Source organism: Mesorhizobium sp. C264A, assembly GCF_040324515.1.
Lineage (GTDB): Bacteria > Pseudomonadota > Alphaproteobacteria > Rhizobiales > Rhizobiaceae > Mesorhizobium.
In genome coordinates this window covers 838,008-861,301 of record NZ_JAMYVY010000002.1, presented here as the reverse complement: position 1 = coordinate 861,301, position 23,294 = coordinate 838,008, and the positions used below count along the sequence as shown (strand labels likewise).

The window sequence follows — 23,294 nt, the reverse complement described above, 5'->3', positions numbered from 1 at the left end:
ATGCAGCCGGCCCAGCTCGACCTTGCCCGATACACTGTCCGGCTAGCGAGCCAGACCGATTTCGCCGGTTGGCGCGATGCGGCACGGCGTCTGGCGCTGAATGAGGTCCGACCTGAGGATATTAGTTGGGGTGTCGGGTCCGACGCCAATGATACTCAAGATGCCTTGCCGGCGGTGCCAGAGGGCGCGCAGCTTACCGTCCCGCGCGAGTTCATCGCCCATGCCGAAACGGCCTTCTGCCACTCCGACCCCGGCCGGTTTGCCTTTCTCTACTGGATGCTTTGGCGCCTGCGCACCGAGCCGAAACTGCTGGCGATCGCATCCGATCCCGACACCAGGCGGCTCGAAGCCATGGAAAAGGCGGTGCGGCGCGACAGCCATAAGATGCATGCCTTCGTACGCTTCCGGAAGATCGGCGACGGCGAGAACGAGCGCTACGTCGCCTGGTTCGAGCCGGAGCATTTCATTGTCGAGCGCAACGCGGATTTCTTCGTCCGGCGGTTCACCGGCATGCGCTGGACCATCCTGACGCCCTATGCCTCCGCCGACTGGAACGGCGAAAGGCTGGCGATCGGGCCGGGTGCGGCCAAGGGCGATGCACCCGATCAGGACGACACCGAGGCGTTGTGGCTGACCTATTTCGAAAACATCTTCAACCCGGCGCGGCTCAAGGTGAAGGCGATGCAGAAGGAGATGCCGAAGAAATATTGGCGGAACCTTCCCGAGGCCTCGCTCATTCCAGATCTGATCGCAGGAGCGGACGAGGCCGCCAGGGATATGATTGCCAGACTGCCGACAACGCCGGCGCCGCACCACGCCAAGCTGCAGGCGAAACATTGGCCGAAGCGCGAGCCGGCCGAGGCGCCGGACGATGACGCCAACACCATTTCCGAGCTACGCGAAGCCGCGAAAGGCTGCCGCCGCTGCCCGTTGTGGCGCGACGCGACACAGACCGTGTTCGGCGAGGGGCCGGATGATGCCAAAGTGGTCTTCGTCGGCGAACAACCGGGCGATCAGGAAGATCTCGCCGGCAAACCTTTTGTCGGGCCAGCGGGCAAAGTGTTCGATGCAATTCTCGATGACGCAGGCGTCGACCGGCAAAAAGTCTACGTCACCAACGCCGTCAAGCATTTCAAGTTCGAGCCGCGCGGCAAGCGCCGCATCCATTCGAAGCCAAATGCCGGCGAAGTCCAGGCCTGCCGCTGGTGGATCGGCCGGGAGCTTGAGCTGATCAAGCCGGACCTCGCCGTGGCGCTTGGGGCAACGGCGGCGTTGTCGCTGCTGGGCAAGGCCATTGCCGTGACGAAAATGCGCGGCCAGTTGATCGAACGCGAGGATGGCTTGCGCGTGTTCATCACCATCCACCCCTCCTTTATCCTGCGCATTCACGAGCCGACGGACAAGGAGGCTGAGCGCGAGCGGTTCCTAAAGGATATGAAAGAGGTGAAGCGGCTGATGGGGTCGTGAGATGAGCGAAAGCCTCAGCGACATCGTCATCCGCGGGCGGAGCAAGGAGTGAAGCGACGCAGCGCAGACCCGAGGATCCATGCCGCGACGTTTGCACGCTGCTACGGTGCAGAATTATGCCGTTGCGCTCGACGGCTAACATCACGGAATGGATCCCAGGGGTCTTCGCGACGGAGCTTCGCTCCTGCTTCGCCCAGGGATGACGAAGCTGGGTGGCTTCACGGTCGTGAATCCAACGTTGGAAAACTTCGGCCGCCACGGCCAGATTAACTGATTAGGATTGCCCTCAGATCGTTCACATTCGTACCCGTCGGCCCCGGCACGAACAGATCGCCGATCGCGTTGAACGCCGTCCAGGCATTGTTGCCGGCCAGCATCGCCTTGGCGTCGATGCCGGCGGCACGCATGCGCGAGACAGTCGAGCCATCGGCAAAGGCGCCGGCATTGTCTTCCGAGCCATCGATGCCGTCGGTATCGGCGGCCAGTGCATGAATACCTTCCGCGCCGCTGATGCCGATGGCAAAGGCGAGCAGGAATTCGGAGTTGCGGCCGCCCTTGCCCCTTTTTCCGTCAACAGGGGCCCGCAAGGTCACGGTCGTCTCGCCGCCGGACAGGATCAGCACCGGCTTTTTGAACGGCCGGTTGCGCGTCGCCACTTCGCGCGCAATGGCTGCATGCACGCCACCGACCTCGCGCGCCTCGCCCTCGATGGAATCGGAGAGGATGACGGCTTCGATGCCCTGCCGTTTTGCCTCAGCGGCTGCCGCTTCCAGCGACACGCCAGCCGAGGCGATCAGGTGCACTTCATTGCGTGAAAAGCGCTGGTCATCCAGATCTGGCGCATCGGCCTCTGGCGAGTTGATGTGCGCCATGACGGCGTCGGGCAGTTTCATGCCGTAGGCCGCTATCGAGGCCAGCGCATCGGCGCGGTTGCCGGAGTCGGGCACGGTCGGGCCGGAGGCCACCAGCGCCGGGTTGTCGCCGGGAATGTCAGAGACAACCAGTGATACCAGTTTGGCCGGCCAGGCGGCAGCTGCCAGCCGGCCGCCCTTGATGGTCGAGAGATGCTTGCGGATTGTGTTCATCGCCGCGATCGGCGCGCCGGAGGCAAGCAGCGCCTCGTTGACGGCGATTTCGTCGGCGAGCGTCAGGCCGGCGGCAGGCGACGGCAGCAGCGCCGATCCTCCGCCCGATATCAGCGCCACTACCAGGTCGTCCGCAGTCAGCCCTTGCACCTTTTCGAGCAGGCGCCGCGACGCCTCAAGACCGGCAGCGTCCGGCACCGGATGTGCCGCCTCGATGATTTCGATGCGCTCGCATCTGGCGCCATAGCCGTAGCGGGTGACGACCAGCCCTTCGATCGGGCCATCCCACACCTTCTCGAATGCCGCCGCCATCTGCGCCGAGCCCTTGCCGGCGCCGATGACGATGGTGCGGCCCTTGGGCCTGGCCGGCAGATGATCCCTGATGGTCCGTTCAGGATCGGCAGCGGCAACAGCGGCATTGAAGATCGAGATGAGAAAGGATTTGGGATCGAGCACGGTTATCCTTGGCCGTAACTGGCGGTTTTCAAAATGAGCAAACGTTGGCGCTGCCCCTCACCCTCACCCCGTGAAAGACGGGGAGAGGGGATCGCCAGCGCTCGAGCTTGTCCTTTCTCCCCGTCACTATACGGGGAGAAGGTGCCGGCAGGCGGATGAGGGGCAGCGCCAACGTCACGATTTACCTTCCGGCGGCAGCGCCAATTGTGTCCGATCGACGCCGAGATGATCGCACAGTGCATCGACGACGACGCCATGATCCTGGCGTTCCGGCAGGCCGGAGACGGCGATGACGCCGATGACGCCGGCACCCTTTACAGTCACCGGAAACCCGCCGCCGGCCAGTACGTAATCAGCAATATCCAGCCCCTCGCCGACCTTGAAGGTGCGGTCCGGTCGCTGCTGTTCCAGCACCAGACGATAGGTGCTCCTGAGGTAGCGCTTGACCACATTGATCTTGCGTCGTGCCCAGTCGGGGTTGGAGGCGTTTGAACCGGGCATCGCGGCATAAAACAGCGGCCGATCCCACAGCCTGATATCGATGATGATGGGCAGCTTTTCGGCCAGCGCCCGCTCGCGGATCGCCGCGCCGACCTTGAACGCGACGGCCTCGTCGAAGGCCGGGAAGACCAGCGTCTCTTCCTGTTTCTGGATCAGAGCGATGTCGTCTGCGGCGGCCATTTTTGTTCTCCGAAATCGTCACAAATCGTGTGTACGACAAGCTCCGCCCGGTCAAGGTCTCGTCGCGGTGGTGGTCTTGCCCCGCCAGGATCGCCCCCCCCACTCCGTCGAGCTTCTCTCGACACCTCTCCCCGATCGACGGGGTAGAGGAAGGGCGCAAAGCTGTCCGAACCGGCGCCCGTCCTCCGAAGCAAAGGCTCCCTTCCTCTCCCTCCGGAGGGGGATAGGTGGCGCCGCGAAGCGGCGACGGAGTGGGGGAACCTCTTGGCAACCAGGCGCAATCATCATCTTGTCCCGCGCGGATGATGAGTCCTAACCCGCGATCATATCACTCTTGGCCGGCCGCCCCGCGACATAGACCTCGCGCACGGCACGGTCGTCGCCCAGCGTCTGCAGCAGGAACAGCTCCTCCGCCAGCGTCTCCACAGTCGCCATCCTCAGCCGCATCGCCGGCGTGGCGCGGGCGTCGAGCACGGTGATGTCGGCATCGGTGCCTTCATCCAGCGTGCCGACCTTGTCCGCCATAGACAGCGCCTCGGCATTGCCACGTGTTAATTGCCAGAAGGACTGGAACGGGTTCAGCTTTTCGCCAGTCAGCGCGATCACCTTGTAGCCCTCGTCCATGGTGCGCAGCATCGAATAGTTGGTGCCGCCGCCGACATCGCTGGCCGCGGCGATGCGCAGCGGCTTGTCGCGGCGCCGAAAGCGCTGGTAATCGAACAGGCCGGAGCCGAGGAACAGGTTCGAGGTCGGGCAGAACACCGCCACCGAGCCGCTGTCCGACAGCGCATCGGCCTCGCGTTCCAAGAGATGGATGCAGTGGCCGAACAGGCTCTTTGGCCCCAGCAGGCCATACTGCTCGTAGACATCGGTGTAGTCGCGCGCCTGCGGATAGAGTTTTTGCGTGAAGGCGATTTCGGCGTGGTTTTCCGACAGATGCGTCTGCATATGCAGATCGGGATGCTCGCGGCAGAGCGCGCCCGACATCTCCAACTGTTCGGGCGAAGAGGTGATGGCGAAACGCGGCGTGATCGCATAAAGCTGGCGGCCCTTGCCGTGCCATTCCGCAATCAGTGCCTTCGTATCGTCATAGCCGGATTGCGGCGTGTCGAGCACGCCTACCGGCGCGTTTCGATCCATCATCACCTTGCCGGCAATGTTGAGCATGCCGCGCGCATGCGATTCGGCAAAGAACGCTTCGGCAGACGCCTTGTGCACCGAGCAGTAGGCGGCGACCGTCGTCGTGCCGTGGCGCACCATCTCGTCCAGGAACAGCCGGGCGATGCGGCGGCCATGCTGGGCGTTGGCGAATTTGGTCTCTTCGGGAAAGGTGTAGGTGTTCAGCCAGTCGAGCAGTTCGGCGCCGTAGGAGGCAATGACCTGCATCTGCGGGAAATGCGCATGCGCATCGATGAAGCCGGGCAGCAGCAGATGCGGCCGATGATCGATCCTTTTCGCACCGTCGCCCGCTTGCTTTTCGACTTCCGTGTAGCTGCCTGCGGCAACGATCCGGCCGTCGCGGATCAGCAGGCCGCCATCCTCCTCATAGCGCCAGGCGGCATGGTCGTCGATGGCTTCGGGCCAGCGCAAGAAGCTTAGCGTGCGGCCGCGCAGAAGTGTGGAGGTCATCCCTATTTCCCTGCGCCTTCGAACCAGGCGACCAGCAGCGCCCGTTCCTTGTCGCTGATCTGGGTGACGTTGGCGGGCGGCATGGCGTGGCTGCGCCCGGCCTGCAAATAGATTTCACGCGCATGCTCGGCAATGCCGGCGTCGGTGTCGAGCATCACGCCCTTCGGCGCATGGTAGATGCCTTCATAGACCGGCTCGGCCGTATGGCACATCGAGCAGCGGCCAAGCACGGTGTCGCGCACCGCCGGGAAATGCGACGAGGCGATATAGACTTCGGCCGCGGCGGATGCCTTGGGCTCGCCGGTCAGTATTTTCGGCGCTGTCGACAGCCACATGATGATGACGAATAGCACCGCAGCCGCCATCCAGGTCCAGTGGGGGTTGCCGGCACGCTTATGCACGGTGTTGAAATAGTGCCGGATCAAGACGCCGATGATGAACACCAGCGAGGCGATGACCCAGTTGAACTCCGTCGCAAACGCCAGCGGATAGTGGTTCGACAGCATCAGGAACAGCACGGGCAGCGTCAGGTAGTTGTTGTGCAGCGAGCGCTGCTTGGCGATCTTGCCGTATTTCGGGTCGGGCTTTCGGCCGGCAATCAGGTCGGCGACGACGATCTTCTGGTTTGGAATAATCACCATGAAGACATTGGCCGACATGATAGTGGCGGTGATGGCGCCGAGATGCAGGAAAGCGGCGCGGCCGGTGAACAGATGCGTCAGACCCCAGGCGATGAACACCAGAACGCCATAGAGCACCAGCATCAGTCCGGTGTCACTTTTGCCGAGCGGCGACCGGCAGAGCAGATCGTAGACAACCCAGCCGACGCCGATCGTCGCCATCGACAGCAGGATGCCCACGGGAACCGACATGGACAGAACATTGGGGTCGATCAGGAACAGGTCGGCGCCGGCATAGTAGACCACGCACAGCATGGCGAAGCCGGACAGCCAGGTGGCGTAGGATTCCCACTTGAACCAGGTCAGGTGTTCCGGCATTTCGGCCGGCGCCACCAGATATTTCTGGACGTGGTAGAAGCCGCCGCCATGCACCTGCCATTCCTCGCCGAATGCGCCGACCGGCATGCCGGGGCGCTGGCGCAGGCCAAGGTCGAGCGCGACGAAATAGAAGGACGAGCCGATCCAGGCGATGCCGGTGACGACGTGCAGCCAGCGCACGGCGAAACTCAGCCAGTCCCAGAAAATCGCGAAATCCATCATGTGAAATCGTCCCTGCCGATCGGCTGACTTTACGGTGTGGGGCGCAAACGAAAAGAGGCGAGGTGTACGATGACTTTCAAAAAAAAATGGAAAATACTAGGCTGACCACGTACGCCGCCACATAAAGAGCCACGAATGGCCTATCTCGACAACATCGCCGTCTTCGTCCGCGTCGTCGAGCTTGGTAATCTCTCGGCGGCAGGCCGCGACATGCGCATTTCGCCGGCGGTCGCCTCCAACCGCATCAAGGAGCTGGAAAAACACCTCGGCGTGCGGCTGTTCAACCGCACGACACGGCAATTGATGCCGACGGAGCATGGCACGGTGTTCTACTCCGGCGCCAAGCAGGTGCTGGAGGCTATCACCGAGGCGGAAGCCGCGGTTTCGGCGCTTTCCGGCCAACCGCGCGGCACCATCAAGGTGACCGCACCGCTCGGCCTCGGACGGCGGCTGGTGGCGTCGGGCATTCCGGATTTCCACGACAAATACCCCGATATCGAGGTGCGGCTGAGGCTCTCCGACCACAATATCGACATCATGAAGGAAGGCATCGACGTCGCCTTCAAGCTCGGCATCATCGAGGATTCCAGCCTGCGGATGCGCGGCATCATGGAATGTGAACGCGTGCTGGTGGCGGCACCGAAATATCTCGAAGCGCGCGGCGAGCCGGTGGAGCCACAGGAGCTGATCGGCAAGAAGCACGACTGCCTGATGCTGCGCTATTCCGGGGCGCGCGAATATGTCTGGACGCTGCAGACGCCGTCCGGCCCGCAGAAATTCGAGGTGCACGGCCCCTACGACACCGACGATGGCGATGTGCTGACCGGCTGGGCGCTGTCGGGCCGCGGCATCATCAACAAGCCGCGCTTCGAGGTCGAACCCTTCATCCGCGACCGGCGGCTGCAGGTCATCCTGGCCAGCACGCCGCCAACGCCGGTGCAGTTCGCCGCCGTCTATCCGCACAAGAAGCTGCAGGATCCAAAGGTGCGGCTGTTGCTCGACTTCATGGCCGAGCGTTGCCAGCGGCTGATCAAGGATTTGCTGGCCGGCAAGTGAGGGGCTGTTGGCCCAGTCGCCAGGGTTGTCTTACAAGCAGGTGACCTTAGGTTCGCATACGCCGGCCTATGATCGATGGTCCCATGCCGACTGACCAGCAAGCCACAATGCATCTTGCCGTTTCGCTCAACATTACTTCCGGGCAGCCGCTCGGGTTTAGCGACCTGGCCGGCTTTGCCAAGCAAGCGGAAGCGGCGGGGCTGGACATGATTGTCCTCGATGATTCCGCGCCGAACAGCGCCGGGTCGAGTTCTTTCGAAGCGACGACCTTGCTGGCGGCGCTGGCGACGGTGACAAGTCGGATCGGCCTTGTCGCTGCAGCCTCGACGGTGGCTCACCAGCCGTACAATCTGGCGCGCCGTTTTGCTTCGCTCGACATCATCAGCCATGGCCGCGCCGGCTGGCACGCGACCATGGCGCAGGCGCCACGGGAAGCCGCCAATTTCAGCCGGCCGGATGGATTTTCCGACGATGTGTTCCGCCGCCGCACGCAGGAATACATCGGCATCGTTCAGCGCCTGTGGCAGGGCTGGGATGCCGACGCGCTGCTGTTCGACAAGATCGGCGGCCGCTTCCACGATCCCGAAAAAATGCACCTGCTCGACCACAAGGGCGAATTTTTCTCCGTGCGCGGGCCGCTGAACGTCGCGCGCTCGCCGCAGGATACGCCGGTGCTGGTGCTGTCCGGCCTGTCCGAGGCCGACCTGGATATGGCCGCCCGCACTGCCGATGTCGTCCTGCTGGACAGACCCACAAAGGACCCCAAGGCGCGCCATGACGATCTCAAGCGCCGCGTTGTGGCCTGCGGACGCGATCCGGGTGCGGTCAAGCTGCTGCTGAACGTTGGCGCAGATGTCGCTGCCAACGCGCTCGAAACATGGTTCAGCTCGCAAAGCTGCGACGGGTTCAACATCGCAATACCGCCTGCGGCGATTGACGGTTTCATCGGCCGCGTGCTGCCGGAATTGCAGCGCCGCGGCCTCGTCCGCCCGGATTATCCCGGCACCACCTTGCGCTCTCATCTCAGACTTGCCGGAGGAGCGCAATGACCCGCCAGATGAAGCTTGGCGCCTTCCTGTGGGCGACGGGCCACCACATCGCCGCCTGGCGTCACCCCAAGGCGCATGTCACGGCAGGCATCGACATCGATCATTACATCCAGCTGGCGCGCACGGCGGAAGCGGCGAAGTTCGACATGGTGTTCTGCGAGGACGCCGCCGGTCTGCGCGAAGCCAATGTCGGCATCGCCAGCCAGACCTCACGCTCGATCGGCTTCGAGCCGATCAGCCTGCTGTCCGCGCTCGCCGTGCAGACCAGCCGCATCGGCCTCGTTTCGACGGCGTCGACCAGCTACAACGAGCCCTACGGCCTGGCGCGCACCTTTCTGTCGCTCGATCATCTGAGTGGTGGCCGGACTGGCTGGAACCTGGTGACGTCGGCCAGCCCCATCGAAGCCGCCAATTTCGGCGCGACGGGCCTGAAACCGCATGCCGACCGCTACGAGCGGGCGCGCGAATTCGCCGAGGTGGTATCAGGACTTTGGCAAGGCAGTGGCTTTCACGGCCACAACGGCCAGAGCTTTTCGGTGCGCGACCCGCTCGACCTGCCGCGCTCGCCGCAGGGCGCGCCGGTGATGGTGCAGGCCGGCGCCTCGGATGTCGGCCGCGACCTTGCCGCACGCACGGCCGACGTCGTGTTCACGGCGGCGCAGACCCTCGAGGAAGGCAAGGCCTTTTACGACGACCTCAGGGGCCGTATGGCGGCCTATGGGCGAGAACCCGACGACATCAAGATCATGCCCGGCGTCTCCCCGGTGGTGGCAGACACCGAGGCCGAAGCGCGGGAGAAACAGGAGGAATTGCAGGCGCTGATCCCGGACGATGTCGGCGTGGCGCTGCTGTCCAGCTATCTCAGCATCTCCGATCTCGGGAGCTATCCGATCGACGGACCGCTGCCCGAACTGCCGGAGACCGAGGGCATGAAAAGCCGCCAGGCGCTGGTCATCGAACAATCGCGCCGCGACGGCCTGTCGATCCGCCAGCTTGCGCGCCATTTCGCCGGCGCACGTGGCCATTGGCGTATCGTCGGCACGCCGGTGCAGATCGCTGACGAATTGCAGGCGCGGTTCGAGGGCGGCGGCGCGGACGGCTTCAACGTCATGCCGTCATACTTCCCCGGCGAGCTCGATGCCTTTTGCGAACTCGTGGTGCCGGAACTGCAGCGGCGCGGACTGTTCCGTCGGGAATACGAAGGCAGCACCTTGCGAGATCATCTTGGCCTGAAGCGGCCTGCTTAGCCGCGCCGAAGCTTAGCCGGCCATCATCTTGTGCTGGACTTCATGGTCGGCATTCGGCGCGGTGTTGTGAACGACCAGTGCCGTCATGATCTCGGCTGCCGCGAGCGCCGCGATCACCGGCGGGCGCTTGTCCCTGACGGCGTCGCCGCCGATCGGGGAGACGAGGCGGGCCAACTCAGCCTCCGTGCCATCCGCCGATTTCAGGAACCAGTTCCTGAACGTCGCTCTCTTGGTTTTCGAGCCGATCATGCCGACATAGGCCGCGTCGTCGCGCTTCAGCGCCTCGGCGACGATGAGGAAATCCAGCGCATGGTCGTGGGTGAGGATGGCGAAGGCGGTGCCGGCGGGAGCGTTTCGCACCTCGGCCTCGGGCATCGGCGTCAGCCGCCTCTCGACCGTCTCCGGCATGTCTTCCAGCGCTTCGGCCCGCGTCTCAATGACGACGCCATGCACGGGAAGAAGTGCTACCGTCGCGGCCAGCGCCTGGCCGACATGGCCGCCGCCGAACATATAGACATGCGGCAGGTGGGCTTCCTCGGCTTCTGCGGCCGCAATCAGCTCGGCAGTAAGCGCGGCATCGACGATACGGATCAAGACTTCGACGCGCCCGCCGCAGCACTGGCCGATCTCGGGACCTAGCGGCACGTCAAGCGTGGCGCAGACTTCGTCGAAGCCGATGCGGGCTTCTTTACCCTCCCCCTTGTGGGGAGGGTCGGTGAGCGGACGCCGCGTGGCGGCGTCCGCGAAACGGGGTGGCTTGGCACGATCGTCCGCACCCCCACCCCGGCCGGCTTCGCCGGCCGACCCTCCCCACAAGGGGGAGGGTGAAGACCCCACCATCTGCCTCGCCTTGTCGATCGCCATGTACTCGAGCTGACCGCCGCCGATCGTGCCAAAAATCGCCGCCTGCGATACGAGCATGAAGGCGCCCTTCTCGCGCGGAGTCGAGCCTTTGGTGCCGGCCACTTCGACCAGAGCAAGCCGGCCGGCGCTGGCGAGAAAAGCTCTGAGGCTTTGCACTTTCGAGTTCATATTTCGCATTCCCGTACGGGAAATATAGAGTTTTTCAGTCTGAATTGCACGTTTTGCCAGAATCCAGGTCAGAGTCAGGCGCTATTCTCGGCTTCACCCTTCAACCGTTCGATCGCCATCAGCACCCGTTCTGGTGTTGCAGGAGCGTCGAGACGCGGACAGACCTTATGATCGGCCACACTTGCCACCGCGTCCGACAGCGCATGCAGCACAGACATGCCGAGCGGGAAGGGCGGTTCGCCGACCGCCTTGGAACGGTGCACCGTCGGCTCGTTGGCCTCCGGCCAGTCGGCCAGCGTGACGTTGAATATCTTCGGCCGGTCGGACGCGAGCGGGATCTTATAGGTCGACGGCGCATGCGTGCGCAGCCGGCCCTTGTCGTCCCACCACAGCTCCTCCGTCGTCAGCCAGCCCATGCCCTGGATGAAGCCGCCCTCGATCTGGCCGAGATCGATGGCGCGGTTCAGCGAGCGGCCGGTTTCATGCAATATGTCGGTGCGCTCGACGACATATTCGCCGGTCAGCGTGTCGACCGAGACTTCCGAGCACGAGGCGCCATAGGCGAAATAATAGAACGGACGGCCCTCGCCCTTGTCACGGTTCCAGTGGATTTTCGGCGTCTTGTAAAAACCCGCCGCCGACAGTTGGATGCGGGCCATATAGGCCTGCTTGACAAGGTCGGTGAAGGCGATCTCCTGGTTGCCGATGCGCACCCGGTTGGGCAGGAAAAGCACCTGCTCGCGCGGCACCTGGTATTTTTCGGCGGCGAAGTCGGTCAGCCGTTCCTTGATCTGGCGGGCGCCGTTCTGCGCCGCCATGCCGTTGAGGTCGGTGCCGGACGACGCCGCGGTGGCCGAAGTGTTGGGCACCTTGCCGGTGGTCGTCGCGGTGATCTTGACCTGGTCGAGGTCGATCTGGAACTCTTCCGCCACCACCTGCGCCACCTTGACGTAGAGGCCTTGCCCCATCTCGGTGCCGCCGTGATTCAGATGCACCGAACCGTCGGTGTAGACATGCACCAGCGCGCCGGCCTGGTTGTAGTGGGTGGCCGTGAAAGAGATGCCGAATTTGACCGGCGTCAGCGCCAGGCCGCGCTTGATGAAGCGGCTGTTGGCGTTGAAGGCCTGGATGATGCGGCGGCGCCCCGCATAGTCGGCGCTCGCCTCCAGCTCGGCGACGATGCGGTGGATGATGTTGTCCTCGACCGTCTGGTGATACGGGGTGACGTTGCGGCCCCCGTCTTTATCACCACTGGTGCCATAAAAATTCTGCTTGCGGATTTCGAGCGGGTCCTTGCCGACGGCAAAGGCAACCTCGTCGATGACGCGTTCGGCGCCGACCATGCCTTGCGGGCCGCCGAAGCCGCGAAACGCCGTGTTCGACACGGTGTTGGTGTAAAGCGGCGCCGATTGCGCATGCACCGCCGGCCAGAAATAGGTGTTGTCGCAATGGAACAGCGCGCGGTCGGTGACCGGGCCGGACAGGTCCGATGAAAAGCCGCAACGCGCCGCGAACATGAAGTCGACGCCAAGAATGTTGCCGGCGTCGTCGAAACCTACTTCGTAGTCGACGAGGAAGTCATGGCGCTTGCCGGTGGCAATCATGTCGTCGTCACGGTCGGGCCGGATCTTGACCGCGCGATGGTGTTTCTTGGCGGCGATCGCCGCCAATGCCGCAAACTGGTTGCCTTGCGTCTCCTTCCCGCCGAAGCCACCGCCCATACGGCGGATTTCCACCGTGATGGCATTGCTCGGCACGCCCAGCGCATGGCTGACCATATGCTGCACTTCGCTCGGATGCTGGGTCGAGGAATAGATGGTGACGTCCTGGTCCTCGCCGGGAATGGCCACGGCGATATGGCCTTCCAGATAGAAATGCTCCTGGCCGCCGATGCGCATCTTGCCCTTCAGCCGGCGCGGTGCCGCCTTGATCGCGGCAGCGGCATCGCCACGCTTCAGCGTGAGCGGCGGCGTGACCAGCTTGTCCTTGCGGGGGTCGAGGTCGCCAATGTCGGTGACGAAAGGCAATGGACTGTATTCGACCTTGGCCAGCCGGGTGGCGCGGCGCGCCTGTTCGCGCGTCTTGGCAATGACGCAGAAGATCGGCTGACCATAAAACTGCACCTTGTCGTCGGCCAGCACCGGCTCGTCGTGGCGGCCGGTCGGCGAAATGTCATTTTCGCCCGGAACGTCCTTGGCCGTCAGCACATCGACGACGCCCGGCGCCGCGCGCACCGCCGACAGATCCATTTTGCTGATCGTCGCATGCGTCGCCGTGGACAGGCCGAGGCAGCCATGCAGCATGCCCGCCGGTTCCGGCATATCGTCGATATAGACCGCGCTGCCGCTGACATGCTTGTGCGCGGAATCGTGGCGCTGGTCGGCGGCGACGCCACCGGAAATCTTCTGCGCCTTGAGATCTGGAGAGGCGTGCTTGTTCATCAGGCCGCCTCGTTGCGTGACACCTGGAACGGCGCCTTGCTGCCGCTGGTTTCGGCAAAAAAGCGCAGCAGCAGGTTCCTGGCCGCCAGCGCCCGGTATTCGGCCGATGCCCGCATATCGGTCAGCGGGGTGAAATCGCCGGCATATTCAGCCATGGCCGCTTCCACCGTCGTCTCCGTCCACGGCTTGCCGAGCAGCGCCTTTTCGACACCGAAAGCCCGCTTTGGGGTCGCCGCCATGCCGCCATAGGCGATGCAGACATCGGCCACCGTGCCATCCTTGGCCAGGTCGAGGAAAAAGGCGCCAAGGGCTGCGGTGATGTCCTCGTCGCGGCGCTTGGTGATCTTGTAGACGGCAAACTTCGTGCCCTTGGCCGGCACGGGAACGTGCACGGCCTCGACGAATTCGCCTGGCTGCCGGTCCTGCTTGCCATAGGCGATGAAGAAATCCTCGAGCGCGATGGTGCGCCGCTTCTTGCCGCGGCGCAGCGTCAGTTGCGCACCAAGCGCGATCAGGGGCGGCGGCGTGTCGCCGATCGGCGAGCCATTGGCGATGTTGCCGCCGATGGTGCCCATGTTTCGTACCTGTTCGCCGCCGATGCGGTCGAACAATGGCCCGAGCGCGGGGATGCGCTTGGCCAGTGTCGCGAAGGCGTCGGTGTAGGTAACGCCGGCTCCGATGGTGATGACGTCATTGTCTTCGGAGATCGCGCACAGCCCCTCGAGATTGCCGATGAAGACTACCGGTGAGATGTCGCGCATGTGCTTGGTGACCCACAGGCCGACGTCGGTCGAGCCGGCGACAACAGTGGCGTCGGGTTCCTTATCCAGTACAGCGGCGAAATCATCGGCGTTGGCCGGGACGACCAACCTCAGCTTGCCGGCGCCGATTTCGACGCGGGCACCGTCATGCATAGCCTCGAGCCTGGCGGTGATCGCCTTGCGCTCGGCCGCCAGCGGATCCTTCGCCGCCTTGCCGTAGCTGGAGATGGCACGCGCGGCGCGCATGATTGCCTCATAGCCGGTGCAGCGGCAAAGATTGCCTTGCAAGGCCTTCTCGATCGCCGCATTCGACGGGTCCGGCGACTTCATCCACAAGCCGTAGAGCGACATGACGAAGCCCGGCGTGCAGAAGCCGCATTGCGAAGCGTGGAAATCGACCATCGCCTGCTGCACCGGATGCAATTGGCCAGGCGCGCCGCGCAGATGCTCGACGGTGACGACATGGGTGCCGTCGAGCGAACCGAGGAAACGGATGCAGGCGTTGACGCTTTCATAAACCAGCTTGCCGGCGGACAATTTTCCGACCAGGACCGTGCAGGCGCCGCAATCGCCCTCGGCGCAGCCTTCCTTGGTGCCGCGCAGCGAGCGGTCGAGCCGCAGCCAGTCGAGCAAGGTCGCGTCGGGCGCCACCGACGACAGCGCGACATCCCTGCCATTGAGGATGAAGCGGATCTCGTTGCGTATTGTGATCTTGGCCATGCGTCAGCTCCCCCTGTAGGTCGAGTAGCCATAAGGAGAGATAAGCAACGGCACATGATAATGCACGGATTCCGCCATGCCGAAGCGGATCGGCACACTGTCGAGGAAGGCCGGTTCCGGCAGTTTGGTGCCCTGGCCGCGTAGATAGTCACCGGCGGCGAACACCAGTTCGTATTCGCCGAGGCGGAATTCCGCTCCTGCCAGCAGCGGCGCATCGCAGCGGCCGTCGGCATTTGTGACGACGGTCTTCAAATGTATCCGCGCGTCGCTCTCAAGATGATAAAGCGCGATCGACAGGCCCGCCGCCGGCTTGCCGGTCGCGGTGTCGAGCACATGCGTCGTCAGACGTCCGCCATCGGCTTTCGACGTTTCTGCCACTGGCGCCTCCCATTTCCGATACAGCCGAACAAAGCAGTGAATTGTGCGCCAATTAAAGGCGATGCATAAGTCCCGGTCGAGCGGAGTGGCACAAAAACACTTTCAAAAATTTCGGGGGAATGCGCGAGCAACCCTTTCGACTATCCTGATCACAACTTCCGGCAGCGTCCGGCGGGGAGGGGCAATGCGTTACTCTAGAGACATGCGCGGCTACGGAGCCAATCCGCCGGATCCGAAATGGCCGGGCGGTGCGCATGTGGCCGTCCAATTCGTCGTCAACTACGAGGAAGGCGGCGAGAACTGCGTGCTGCACGGCGACAAGGCCTCGGAAGCCTTCCTGTCGGAAATCGTCGGCGCCGCGCCCTGGGTCGGCCTGCGCCACTGGAACATGGAATCGATCTACGAATATGGCGCGCGGGCAGGCTTCTGGCGGCTGCTGCGCCTGTTCAGCGAGGCGCAAGTGCCGGTGACCTGCTATGGGGTCGCCTCAGCATTAGCCCGGTCGCCCGACCAGGTGGCGGCGATGCAGGAGGCCGGCTGGGAAATGGCCTCGCACGGCCTGAAATGGATCGACTACCGCGACCACAGCGCCGAGGACGAGCGCCGCGACCTCGAAGCGGCGATCAAGCTGCACTACGAGGTGACGGGCCAACGGCCGACCGGCTGGTACACCGGCCGCACCTCGGTCAATACGGTGCGGTTGGTGGCCGAAGAGGGCGGCTTCGACTATGTGTCGGACACTTATGACGACGAACTGCCCTACTGGTTCGAGCACAGCGGCGGCGCGCAACTCGTCATCCCCTACACGCTCGATGCCAACGACATGCGTTTCGCCACGCCGCAGGGATTCAATTCCGGCGACCAGTTCTTCGCCTATTTGAAGGACAGTTTCGACACGCTCTTTGCCGAGGGCAAAGCGGGCCGGCCGCGGATGATGAACATCGGCCTGCATTGCCGCCTCGTCGGACGTCCTGGTCGGGTGGCGGCGCTGAAGCGCTTCGTCGACTATGTGAAATCGCACGACAAGGTCTGGCTGGCGCGGCGGATCGATATCGCCAGGCACTGGCAGAAGAACCACCCCTACCAGCCGGCGGCGCTCAAGCCGTCGAAGATGGAGTTCGAAACCTTCGTCGACACTTTCGGCGGCGTGTTCGAACATTCGCCCTGGATCGCCGAACGTGCCTATGAGCTGGAGCTTGGGCCGGCGCATGACAGCGCCGGCGGCCTGCACAATGCGCTCTGCCGCGTCTTCCGCGCCGCCAGCGAAACCGAGCGGATCGGCGTCCTCAACGCCCATCCCGATCTCGCTGGCAAACTGGCCGAAGCGAGACGCCTCACTGCGGAATCCACACGCGAGCAGGCCTCCGCCGGCCTCGACGCGCTGACCGACAAGGAGCGCGAGCTGTTTTCCAAGCTCAACGCCGCTTACGTCACCACCTTCGGCTTTCCCTTCATCATCGCGGTGCGGGGCAAGACCAAGGAGGAGATCCTCGCCGAGTTCGAGGCGCGCATCGGCAACAGCCGTGGCGTAGAACTCGATACCTCCTGCAAACAGGTCGAGCGCATCGCGCTGCTCCGCCTGAAAGACATGCTCCCGCTCTAATGAAATGACTGAGGGGTCAGGACCCAATGGATATGATCAAGACTGACCAGAAAACCTATTATGCACCGCATGGCGGCCATCCCGGCCAAACTGAGCTTTTGACCGGCCGCGCCGTCTTCACCGAGGCCTATGCCGTCATACCGAAGGGAGTGATGCAGGACATCGTCACCAGCCCACTGCCGTTCTGGGACGAGACCAGGGCCTGGATCATCGCCAGGCCGCTTTCGGGTTTCGCCGAGACATTTTCGCAGTACATCGTCGAGATCCTGCCTGGCGGCGGCAGCGACCGGCCCGAGCCGGACGCCGGCGCCGAGGGCGTGCTGTTCGTGGTCGAGGGCGAGTTGACCGTTTCGCTGGCCGGCAAGAAGCACGTGCTTCAAGCCGGCGGTTTTGCCTTCCTGCCGCCGGCCAGCGGCTGGACGGTGCGCAACGAAGGTCGCGACGCCGTACGCTTCCACTGGATCAGGAAGGCCTATGAGGCCGTCGACGGCATCGACGCGCCGGAAGCCCTGTTCAGCAGTGACCAGCAAGTGGCGCCGACGCCGATGCCCGGCACCGAGGGCCGCTGGGCGACGACCCGTTTCGTCGATCCGGCCGACATGCGCCACGACATGCATGTCACCATCGTCACGCTCGAGCCCGGCGCCGTCATCCCGTTTGCCGAGACGCATGTCATGGAGCACGGGCTCTATGTCTTGGAAGGCAAGGCGGTCTACCGCCTCAACCAGGACTGGGTCGAGGTCGAGGCCGGCGACTTCATGTGGCTGCGCGCCTTCTGCCCGCAGGCCTGCTACGCGGGCGGCCCAGGCAAATTCCGCTATCTCCTTTACAAGGACGTCAACCGGCACGCCAAGCTCGGCGGGGCGGGCATTGGCGGTCGCGCGCGGTGACCCGCATCACAGCGCGGCCGCTGACCCGCGAAAGCTTTGCCGGCTTCGGCGATGTCATCGACATGGGCGGCGGCAATCACTACCCGATCAATGGCGGCAAGACCGAGCGCTACCACAATCTCGCCACCGCTGAAGCCGCGGGACCGAATGCCTGCGTGCTGATCTCGATGGCGCGCGGCACGCCTTACGACCTGCCGCTGAAGCTGACCATGGTCGAGCGCCATCCCTTAGGCAGCCAGGCGTTCATCCCGCTGTCACCGCGCCCTTTCCTGGTCGTCGTCTGCCATGACGGCAAGGACGGTCCGGGCGAGCCGCACGCCTTCATCACCGCACCCGGGCAAGGCGTCAACTATCCGCGCAATCTCTGGCACGGCGTGCTGACGCCGCTCGGCGAAGCGCAGGATTTCGTCATCGTCGACCGCGGCGGTGACGGCTCCAACCTCGAAGAGTTCCATTTCTCGCACACCTACGAAATCCATCTCCCCAACGAGACCTGAGAAATGACCGACATATCGCTGATCGACCGCCTGCTCGATGTCATCGAGCACGACATCGTGCCGAAAACGGCAGAGGGCGTGGCCCATGGGAACAAGCTGTTCGGCGCCGCCATCCTGCGGAAGGGCGACCGCTCGCTGGTGCTGGCCGAAACCAACAACGAGATGGAAAATCCGCTCTGGCATGGCGAGGTGCACTGCCTGAAGCGTTTCTATGAAATGCCGAAAGCCGAGCGCGTCGACACCAAGGACGCCATCTTCATCGCCACGCATGAGCCCTGCTCGCTCTGCCTGTCGGCGATCACCTGGACCGGCTTCGACAATTTCTACTACCTCTTCAGCCACGAGGATTCACGCGACAGCTTTGCGATCCCGCACGATCTGAAAATCCTGAAAGAGGTCTTCACTCTTGATCCCGGCGGCTACAATGCCGAGAACACTTATTGGAAGAGTTTTTCCATTCGCAGGCTGGTGCGGGCGCTGCCCGAGGCCGAGCGCGGCCGGCTTGAGGCAAGGATCGGCAATATTTCCGCCCGCTACGACGAACTGTCCGGCGCTTATCAGGCGCGCAAGGCCGAAAACGACATTCCGCTGAACTGACGCGGATTGCCTAGCCTACCTTCGCGTTTTTCAGCACCTCGTTGATCCTGGCCTGCCAGCCCTTGCCGGTCGCCTTGAATTTACTGATGACATCCTGATCCAGACGGATGGACACGACTTGCTTAGGCTTCTCCACGGCTGGCCGGCCACGAGCACGCCTTATGCTCTCGAAAAGTTCTGGAAACACTTCCGCGAAAGGCCTGGCTTGCGCCAACTGTTCGTCTGTCGTCTCCGCATCGTCGGGATCATCAACAATTTGTCTTTGAATTTCCACTTCCTCCGCATCGGTAAGCGGTCGAACACGCGATTTAGGATTGTTCATATACTGACCTTTCCTTTCGGCTGGCACGGCGCATCGAGATCACCGAAATCGCCTCCGAACCAAGCGGCTTGAAAATCACGGCCAGGATGATCTCTCCGAATTCGCCAATCGCCTTGAACCGGTCGGCCTTGGCTGGAAGGACGGTTGAAGTCGCAAAAAACTCAATATCGAGTTCGGCAAAATCGAGACCCCGGCTGTCCAGGTTCGTCACGCGCTTTGGCTCATCCCAAACGATTTTCAGGCGAAACCATCCTCATCACGTTGGGTTCAGTTAATAAATGTAATACATTAATTATAATCCTGCAACATCAGGGCAAAACAATCGGGCTACATATCGTGGCGTCGTCGCGGCGACACCGGCCGTCGCCCGTTTGACTTCATGACATGCCCGCTTCATGCGTCACTGACATCCTGGAGCATCGCATGAAAACCATCACCGAATTTCCCCGCAAGGTCGTCGAATTCCCCGATATGGGCATCGTCATGCCGGATGGTTGCCGGCTGTCGGCGCGGGTTTGGATGCCGGAGGACGCCAGCAGCGATCCGGTGCCGGCGATCCTCGAGCACCTGCCCTACCGCAAGCGCGACGGCACCATCTTTCGCGATCAGCTGACGCATCCCTATTTCGCCGGCCACGGCTACGCCTCGATCCGCGTCGACATGCGCGGCAATGGCGATTCCGAAGGGCTGATGGACGACGAATATTCCGAACAGGAATTGCAGGACGCCTGTGATGTGATTGCCTGGGCGGCAGCACAGCCCTGGTGCAATGGCAGCGTCGGCATGATGGGCATTTCCTGGGGCGGCTTCAACTGCCTGCAGGTAGCGGCCAAGCAGCCGCCGGCGCTGAAGGCGGTGATCAGCCTGTGCTCGACCGTCGACCGCTACGCCGACGACATCCACTACAAGGGCGGCTGCCTTTTGACGGAAAATTTCGGCTGGGCCTCGACTATGTTGTCCTATTCGTCGCGACCGCCGGATCCGCTGATTGCGGGCGACAATCGCTGGCGCGACCTCTGGCTGACGCGGCTGGAGAACCAGTCTTTCCTTCTGCCGCTCTGGCTCAGCCATCAGCATCGCGACGCCTATTGGAAACGCGGTTCGATCTGCGAGGATTTCTCCGCGGTCAAAGCCGCCGTGCTGTCGATCGGCGGCTGGCATGACGGCTACCGCAACACGATCTCGCATCTGGTCACCAACATCCAGGCGCCGGTGAAGGGCATTGTCGGGCCATGGATCCACAAATACCCGCATTATGCCGAACCCAAACCCGCCATCGGCTTCCTGCAGGAGGCGTTGCGCTGGTGGGACAACTGGTTGAAGGGCGTCGACACCGGCGTCGAGGCCGACCCGGACTACCGCGCCTATGTCATGGACAGTGTGCGGCCGGCGCGCTGGCACCCGGAGCGGCCGGGCCGTTGGGTGGCCGAACAGGAATGGCCGTCTCCCAACATCAAGGTCGGGGCGATCGAACTCATTGCTGACGGCGTCAGGCCGGCGATCGTGGCGACCCCGCAAAGCTGCGGGCTCGCCGGCGGCGAATATTTTCCCTTCACCTTTGGCCCGGAACTGCCCGGCGACCAGCGCCCGGACGATGCGCTGTCCGTCTGCTTCGATCAGCCTGTGCTTGCCGAGGCACTCGACATCGTCGGCGCGCCGGAGCTTCTCATCCGGGTGTCGTCCGATCGCCCGCAGGCGAACATCGCGGTGCGGCTGTGCGACGTGCACCCCGACGGCGCCTCGGAACTGATCTCCTACGGCGTGCTCAACCTGACGCATCGCGCTTCGCACGAACAGCCGCAAGCGCTGGTGCCGGGCGAAACGGTTTCGGCGCGCGTTATTCTCGACCAGTGCGCCTACCGCGTGCCGGCCGGACACCGCCTGCGCATCGCTGTTTCCAACGCTTACTGGCCGATGATCTGGCCGTCGCCGGAGCCGGTGCGGCTCGACCTTTCAGCGGCGACGCTGAGGCTGCCGCTGCGCCCGCTCGCAAAAAGCGACGAGACTTCATTCCAGTCTCCCGAAGGCGCAACACCCTGGGCAACCGAGACAGTTCGTACAGCGAATTCCGAGCGTCACGTCGATCGCGATGAGAAGACCGGCATCGTCACGCTGTCGATCACGGATGATTTCGGAGAAGTGCGCGATCTCGCGCATGGACTGGCCAATGGCAGCATTGCCCGCGAGAGCTGGACGATCCACCCCGACGACCCGCTGTCTGCCTCGGGCCGCACGCACTGGACGCAGACCTTGTCGCGAAACGGATGGTCGGTGCGCACCGAGACGTCGGCTGAAATGCGCTGCGATGCGCAAAACTTCATCGTCAGCGCCAGAATCGAAGCCTATGAGGGCGAAACGCTGGTTTTCGAACGCGATTTCGAAGAGACGATCCCGCGCGACCTGCTCTGAGCGTCCACCCGACTGGTCCAGTTGCGACGCACGATTTACGCCACGGCATGTCGCATTCCGTCTTGCTTACCGCTTTGCCTTCCGGTCAATATCCCTTTGGTAACAACAAGCAAAAAACGACCATAAGGTCGAACCAACAGAGTGAGGAACTCAAATGTCCAACGAACTCGAATATCTGAGCCGGCGCGTTGCGTCCGGCAAGCTGAGCCGTCGTGATTTCCTCGGCCGCGCCGCAGCACTCGGCGTCACAGCGCCCTTCGCCAATATGCTGCTTTCCAGTGCGGCTCGCGCGGAAGGCCCGGTCAAGGGCGGCACGCTGAAGGCCGGCCTCGTCGGCGGCGAATCCACGAACAGCCTGGACCCGGCTTTGTTCATGACGCAAGTGCCGTTCGCTTTTGGCAAGATGTGGGGCGAACTGATCGTCGAGCTGTCCCCGGAAGGCAAGCTCGAGAACCGCATCGCCGAAGAGATCGGCTCGTCGGACGACGCCAAGGTGTGGACGCTGAAAATCCGCGACGGCGTCGAATTCCACAACGGCAAGACGGTGACCGCTGAGGATGTGGCGGCAACGCTCGAGCGCCATTCCGATGAAAAGTCGAAGTCCGGCGCGCTGGGCTACATGAAGGGCATCGACAGCATCAAAGCCAGTGGCAAGGAAGTCGTCCTGACGCTGAAGGAGGCCAACGCCGACCTTCCCTATCTCCTCAGCGACTACCACCTCATCGTCCAGCCCAACGGCGGCAAGGACAAGGCGGATGCCGGCATCTCGGCAGGACCCTACAAGGTCACCACCAACGAGCCCGGCGTGCGCCATGGCGGCGAGCGCTTCGCCAATTACTGGCAGGCCGACAAGATGGGCCATGCCGACCAGATCGAGATCATCGTCATCAACGACGCGACCGCGCGCACGGCGGCCCTGCAGGGCGGCCAGGTCAACATGATCAACCGCGTCGAGCCGAAGATCGTCGACCTCATCAAGCGCGTACCGGGCGTCACCATCCGCAACCATGCCGGCCCCGGCCACTACGTCTTCATCATGCATTGCAACACCGCGCCCTTCGACAACAGCGACCTGCGCATGGCGCTGAAGCTCGCGATCGACCGCGAAGAGATGCTGAACAAGGTGCTGCGCGGCTACGGCTCGCTCGGCAACGACTTCCCGATCAATTCGTCCTATCCGCTGTTTTCCGAGATCGAGCAGCGCAAATATGATCCCGACAAGGCCAAGTTCCACTACAAGAAGTCGGGCCATGACGGCACCGTGCTGCTGCGCACCTCCGACGTCGCCTTCCCGGGCGCGGTCGACGCCTCGCAGCTCTTCCAGCAGAGCGCGGCCAAGGCCGGCATCAAGATCGAGCTCAAGCGCGAGCCCGGCGACGGCTACTGGAACGAGGTCTGGAACAAGCAGCCCTTCTGCGCCTCCTATTGGGGCGGCCGCTCGACCCAGGACCAGATGTACTCGACCGCCTATCTGTCGACCGCCGACTGGAACGACACCCGTTTCAAGCGTCCGGACTTCGACAAGCTGGTGCTGGCCGCACGCGCCGAACTCGACGAGACCAAGCGCAAGCAGATGTACCACGACATGGCCGTGCTGGTGCGCGACGAGGGCGGCCTGATCCTGCCGATGTTCAATCAGTTCATCGATGCGACAGGCGCCAAGGTCGGCGGCTGGGTAGACGATCCGCATCAGGAGCTGATGAACGGCTACGCGCTGGCGAAGTGCTGGCTCGAAGCCTGAGCCCGGCTTTGCG

At 63.4% G+C, this 23,294-nt stretch carries 20 protein-coding genes; 10 read left to right on the top strand and 10 right to left on the bottom strand.

Features of this window, described 5'->3' with window-relative positions; translation table 11 throughout:
• Nucleotides 1-1,467: a UdgX family uracil-DNA binding protein gene (locus NKL04_RS23120; protein WP_023700412.1), complete on the top strand. Its 1,467-nt coding sequence runs from the start codon at nucleotides 1-3 to the stop codon at nucleotides 1,465-1,467.
• Between the two features lie 266 nt (nucleotides 1,468-1,733).
• Here the strand turns inward: NKL04_RS23120 and NKL04_RS23115 are convergent, their stop codons facing one another.
• The 4 genes from NKL04_RS23115 to NKL04_RS23100 form a co-directional block, all read right to left on the bottom strand.
• Nucleotides 1,734-3,014, bottom strand: coding sequence for a glycerate kinase type-2 family protein (locus tag NKL04_RS23115; protein ID WP_023671369.1), 1,281 nt, complete (start codon nucleotides 3,012-3,014; stop codon nucleotides 1,734-1,736).
• Nucleotides 3,015-3,182: 168 nt separating this feature from the next.
• Complete coding sequence (locus NKL04_RS23110) at nucleotides 3,183-3,689, bottom strand: heme-degrading domain-containing protein (RefSeq protein WP_023671370.1); 507 nt, start codon at nucleotides 3,687-3,689, stop codon at nucleotides 3,183-3,185.
• A 312-nt stretch (nucleotides 3,690-4,001) separates the two neighbouring features.
• Nucleotides 4,002-5,318, bottom strand: a complete 1,317-nt coding sequence (guaD, locus tag NKL04_RS23105) for a guanine deaminase (protein ID WP_023671371.1) — start codon at nucleotides 5,316-5,318, stop codon at nucleotides 4,002-4,004.
• Between the two features lie 2 nt (nucleotides 5,319-5,320).
• Complete coding sequence (locus NKL04_RS23100) at nucleotides 5,321-6,538, bottom strand: urate hydroxylase PuuD (protein ID WP_023671372.1); 1,218 nt, start codon at nucleotides 6,536-6,538, stop codon at nucleotides 5,321-5,323.
• Between the two features lie 135 nt (nucleotides 6,539-6,673).
• On the opposite strand from NKL04_RS23100, the gene NKL04_RS23095 reads away from it, so the two are divergent.
• The 3 genes from NKL04_RS23095 (at nucleotide 6,674) to NKL04_RS23085 (ending at nucleotide 9,890) form a co-directional block, all read left to right on the top strand.
• Nucleotides 6,674-7,594 carry a LysR family transcriptional regulator gene (locus tag NKL04_RS23095; protein WP_023671373.1) on the top strand — a complete coding sequence of 307 codons (921 nt, stop codon included), beginning with the start codon at nucleotides 6,674-6,676 and terminating at the stop codon, nucleotides 7,592-7,594.
• Between the two features lie 107 nt (nucleotides 7,595-7,701).
• Nucleotides 7,702-8,643: an LLM class flavin-dependent oxidoreductase gene (locus tag NKL04_RS23090; RefSeq protein ID WP_023671374.1), complete on the top strand. Its 942-nt coding sequence runs from the start codon at nucleotides 7,702-7,704 to the stop codon at nucleotides 8,641-8,643.
• Nucleotides 8,640-9,890: an LLM class flavin-dependent oxidoreductase gene (locus NKL04_RS23085; protein WP_023700410.1), complete on the top strand. Its 1,251-nt coding sequence runs from the start codon at nucleotides 8,640-8,642 to the stop codon at nucleotides 9,888-9,890. The genes NKL04_RS23090 and NKL04_RS23085 overlap by 4 nt, the downstream gene beginning before the upstream one ends.
• Nucleotides 9,891-9,902: 12 nt before the next feature.
• Here NKL04_RS23085 and xdhC read toward each other — a convergent pair whose 3' ends face one another.
• The 4 genes from xdhC to uraH form a co-directional block, all read right to left on the bottom strand.
• Complete coding sequence (gene xdhC / locus NKL04_RS23080) at nucleotides 9,903-10,922, bottom strand: xanthine dehydrogenase accessory protein XdhC (RefSeq protein WP_352724437.1); 1,020 nt, start codon at nucleotides 10,920-10,922, stop codon at nucleotides 9,903-9,905.
• A 74-nt stretch (nucleotides 10,923-10,996) separates the two neighbouring features.
• On the bottom strand, nucleotides 10,997-13,363 hold the full coding sequence (xdhB, locus tag NKL04_RS23075) for a xanthine dehydrogenase molybdopterin binding subunit (protein ID WP_023700409.1): 2,367 nt from the start codon (nucleotides 13,361-13,363) through the stop codon (nucleotides 10,997-10,999).
• Nucleotides 13,363-14,844, bottom strand: a complete 1,482-nt coding sequence (gene xdhA, locus NKL04_RS23070; RefSeq protein ID WP_023694733.1) for a xanthine dehydrogenase small subunit — start codon at nucleotides 14,842-14,844, stop codon at nucleotides 13,363-13,365. The genes xdhB and xdhA overlap by 1 nt, the downstream gene beginning before the upstream one ends.
• A 3-nt stretch (nucleotides 14,845-14,847) precedes the next feature.
• Nucleotides 14,848-15,222 carry a hydroxyisourate hydrolase gene (gene uraH / locus NKL04_RS23065; RefSeq protein ID WP_023694734.1) on the bottom strand — a complete coding sequence of 125 codons (375 nt, stop codon included), beginning with the start codon at nucleotides 15,220-15,222 and terminating at the stop codon, nucleotides 14,848-14,850.
• Between the two features lie 184 nt (nucleotides 15,223-15,406).
• Between uraH and puuE the strand changes: the two genes are divergently transcribed.
• From puuE to NKL04_RS23045, 4 genes are read left to right on the top strand one after another with little or no spacing between them, the layout of a single operon-like run.
• Nucleotides 15,407-16,825 carry an allantoinase PuuE gene (gene puuE, locus NKL04_RS23060; RefSeq protein WP_023700408.1) on the top strand — a complete coding sequence of 473 codons (1,419 nt, stop codon included), beginning with the start codon at nucleotides 15,407-15,409 and terminating at the stop codon, nucleotides 16,823-16,825.
• 32 nt (nucleotides 16,826-16,857) lie between these two features.
• Nucleotides 16,858-17,715 carry a bifunctional allantoicase/(S)-ureidoglycine aminohydrolase gene (locus NKL04_RS23055; protein WP_460221814.1) on the top strand — a complete coding sequence of 286 codons (858 nt, stop codon included), beginning with the start codon at nucleotides 16,858-16,860 and terminating at the stop codon, nucleotides 17,713-17,715.
• The gene (locus tag NKL04_RS23050) at nucleotides 17,712-18,212 is read left to right on the top strand and encodes an ureidoglycolate lyase (RefSeq protein WP_023700406.1); all 501 of its coding nucleotides are present in this window, start codon (nucleotides 17,712-17,714) and stop codon (nucleotides 18,210-18,212) included. Before NKL04_RS23055 ends, NKL04_RS23050 begins: the two co-directional genes overlap by 4 nt.
• A 3-nt stretch (nucleotides 18,213-18,215) precedes the next feature.
• A complete protein-coding gene (locus NKL04_RS23045; RefSeq protein ID WP_023700405.1) occupies nucleotides 18,216-18,809 on the top strand; it encodes a nucleoside deaminase in 594 nt (197 codons plus the stop codon).
• Between the two features lie 10 nt (nucleotides 18,810-18,819).
• Here the strand turns inward: NKL04_RS23045 and NKL04_RS23040 are convergent, their stop codons facing one another.
• On the bottom strand, nucleotides 18,820-19,131 hold the full coding sequence (locus tag NKL04_RS23040; RefSeq protein ID WP_023671384.1) for a BrnA antitoxin family protein: 312 nt from the start codon (nucleotides 19,129-19,131) through the stop codon (nucleotides 18,820-18,822).
• Nucleotides 19,118-19,372 (bottom strand): BrnT family toxin, encoded by a 255-nt coding sequence (locus NKL04_RS23035; RefSeq protein WP_023700404.1) that lies wholly within the window; start codon nucleotides 19,370-19,372, stop codon nucleotides 19,118-19,120. Before NKL04_RS23035 ends, NKL04_RS23040 begins: the two co-directional genes overlap by 14 nt.
• A gap of 182 nt (nucleotides 19,373-19,554) precedes the next feature.
• Here NKL04_RS23035 and NKL04_RS23030 point away from each other — a divergent pair, with 182 nt between their 5' ends.
• Together NKL04_RS23030 and NKL04_RS23025 are read left to right on the top strand one after the other, a co-directional pair.
• Entirely contained in the window at nucleotides 19,555-21,540 is a 1,986-nt protein-coding gene (locus NKL04_RS23030; RefSeq protein WP_023700403.1) for a CocE/NonD family hydrolase, read from the top strand.
• A gap of 154 nt (nucleotides 21,541-21,694) precedes the next feature.
• Nucleotides 21,695-23,281: an ABC transporter substrate-binding protein gene (locus tag NKL04_RS23025; protein WP_023671387.1), complete on the top strand. Its 1,587-nt coding sequence runs from the start codon at nucleotides 21,695-21,697 to the stop codon at nucleotides 23,279-23,281.
• Nucleotides 23,282-23,294: the final 13 nt, after the last annotated feature.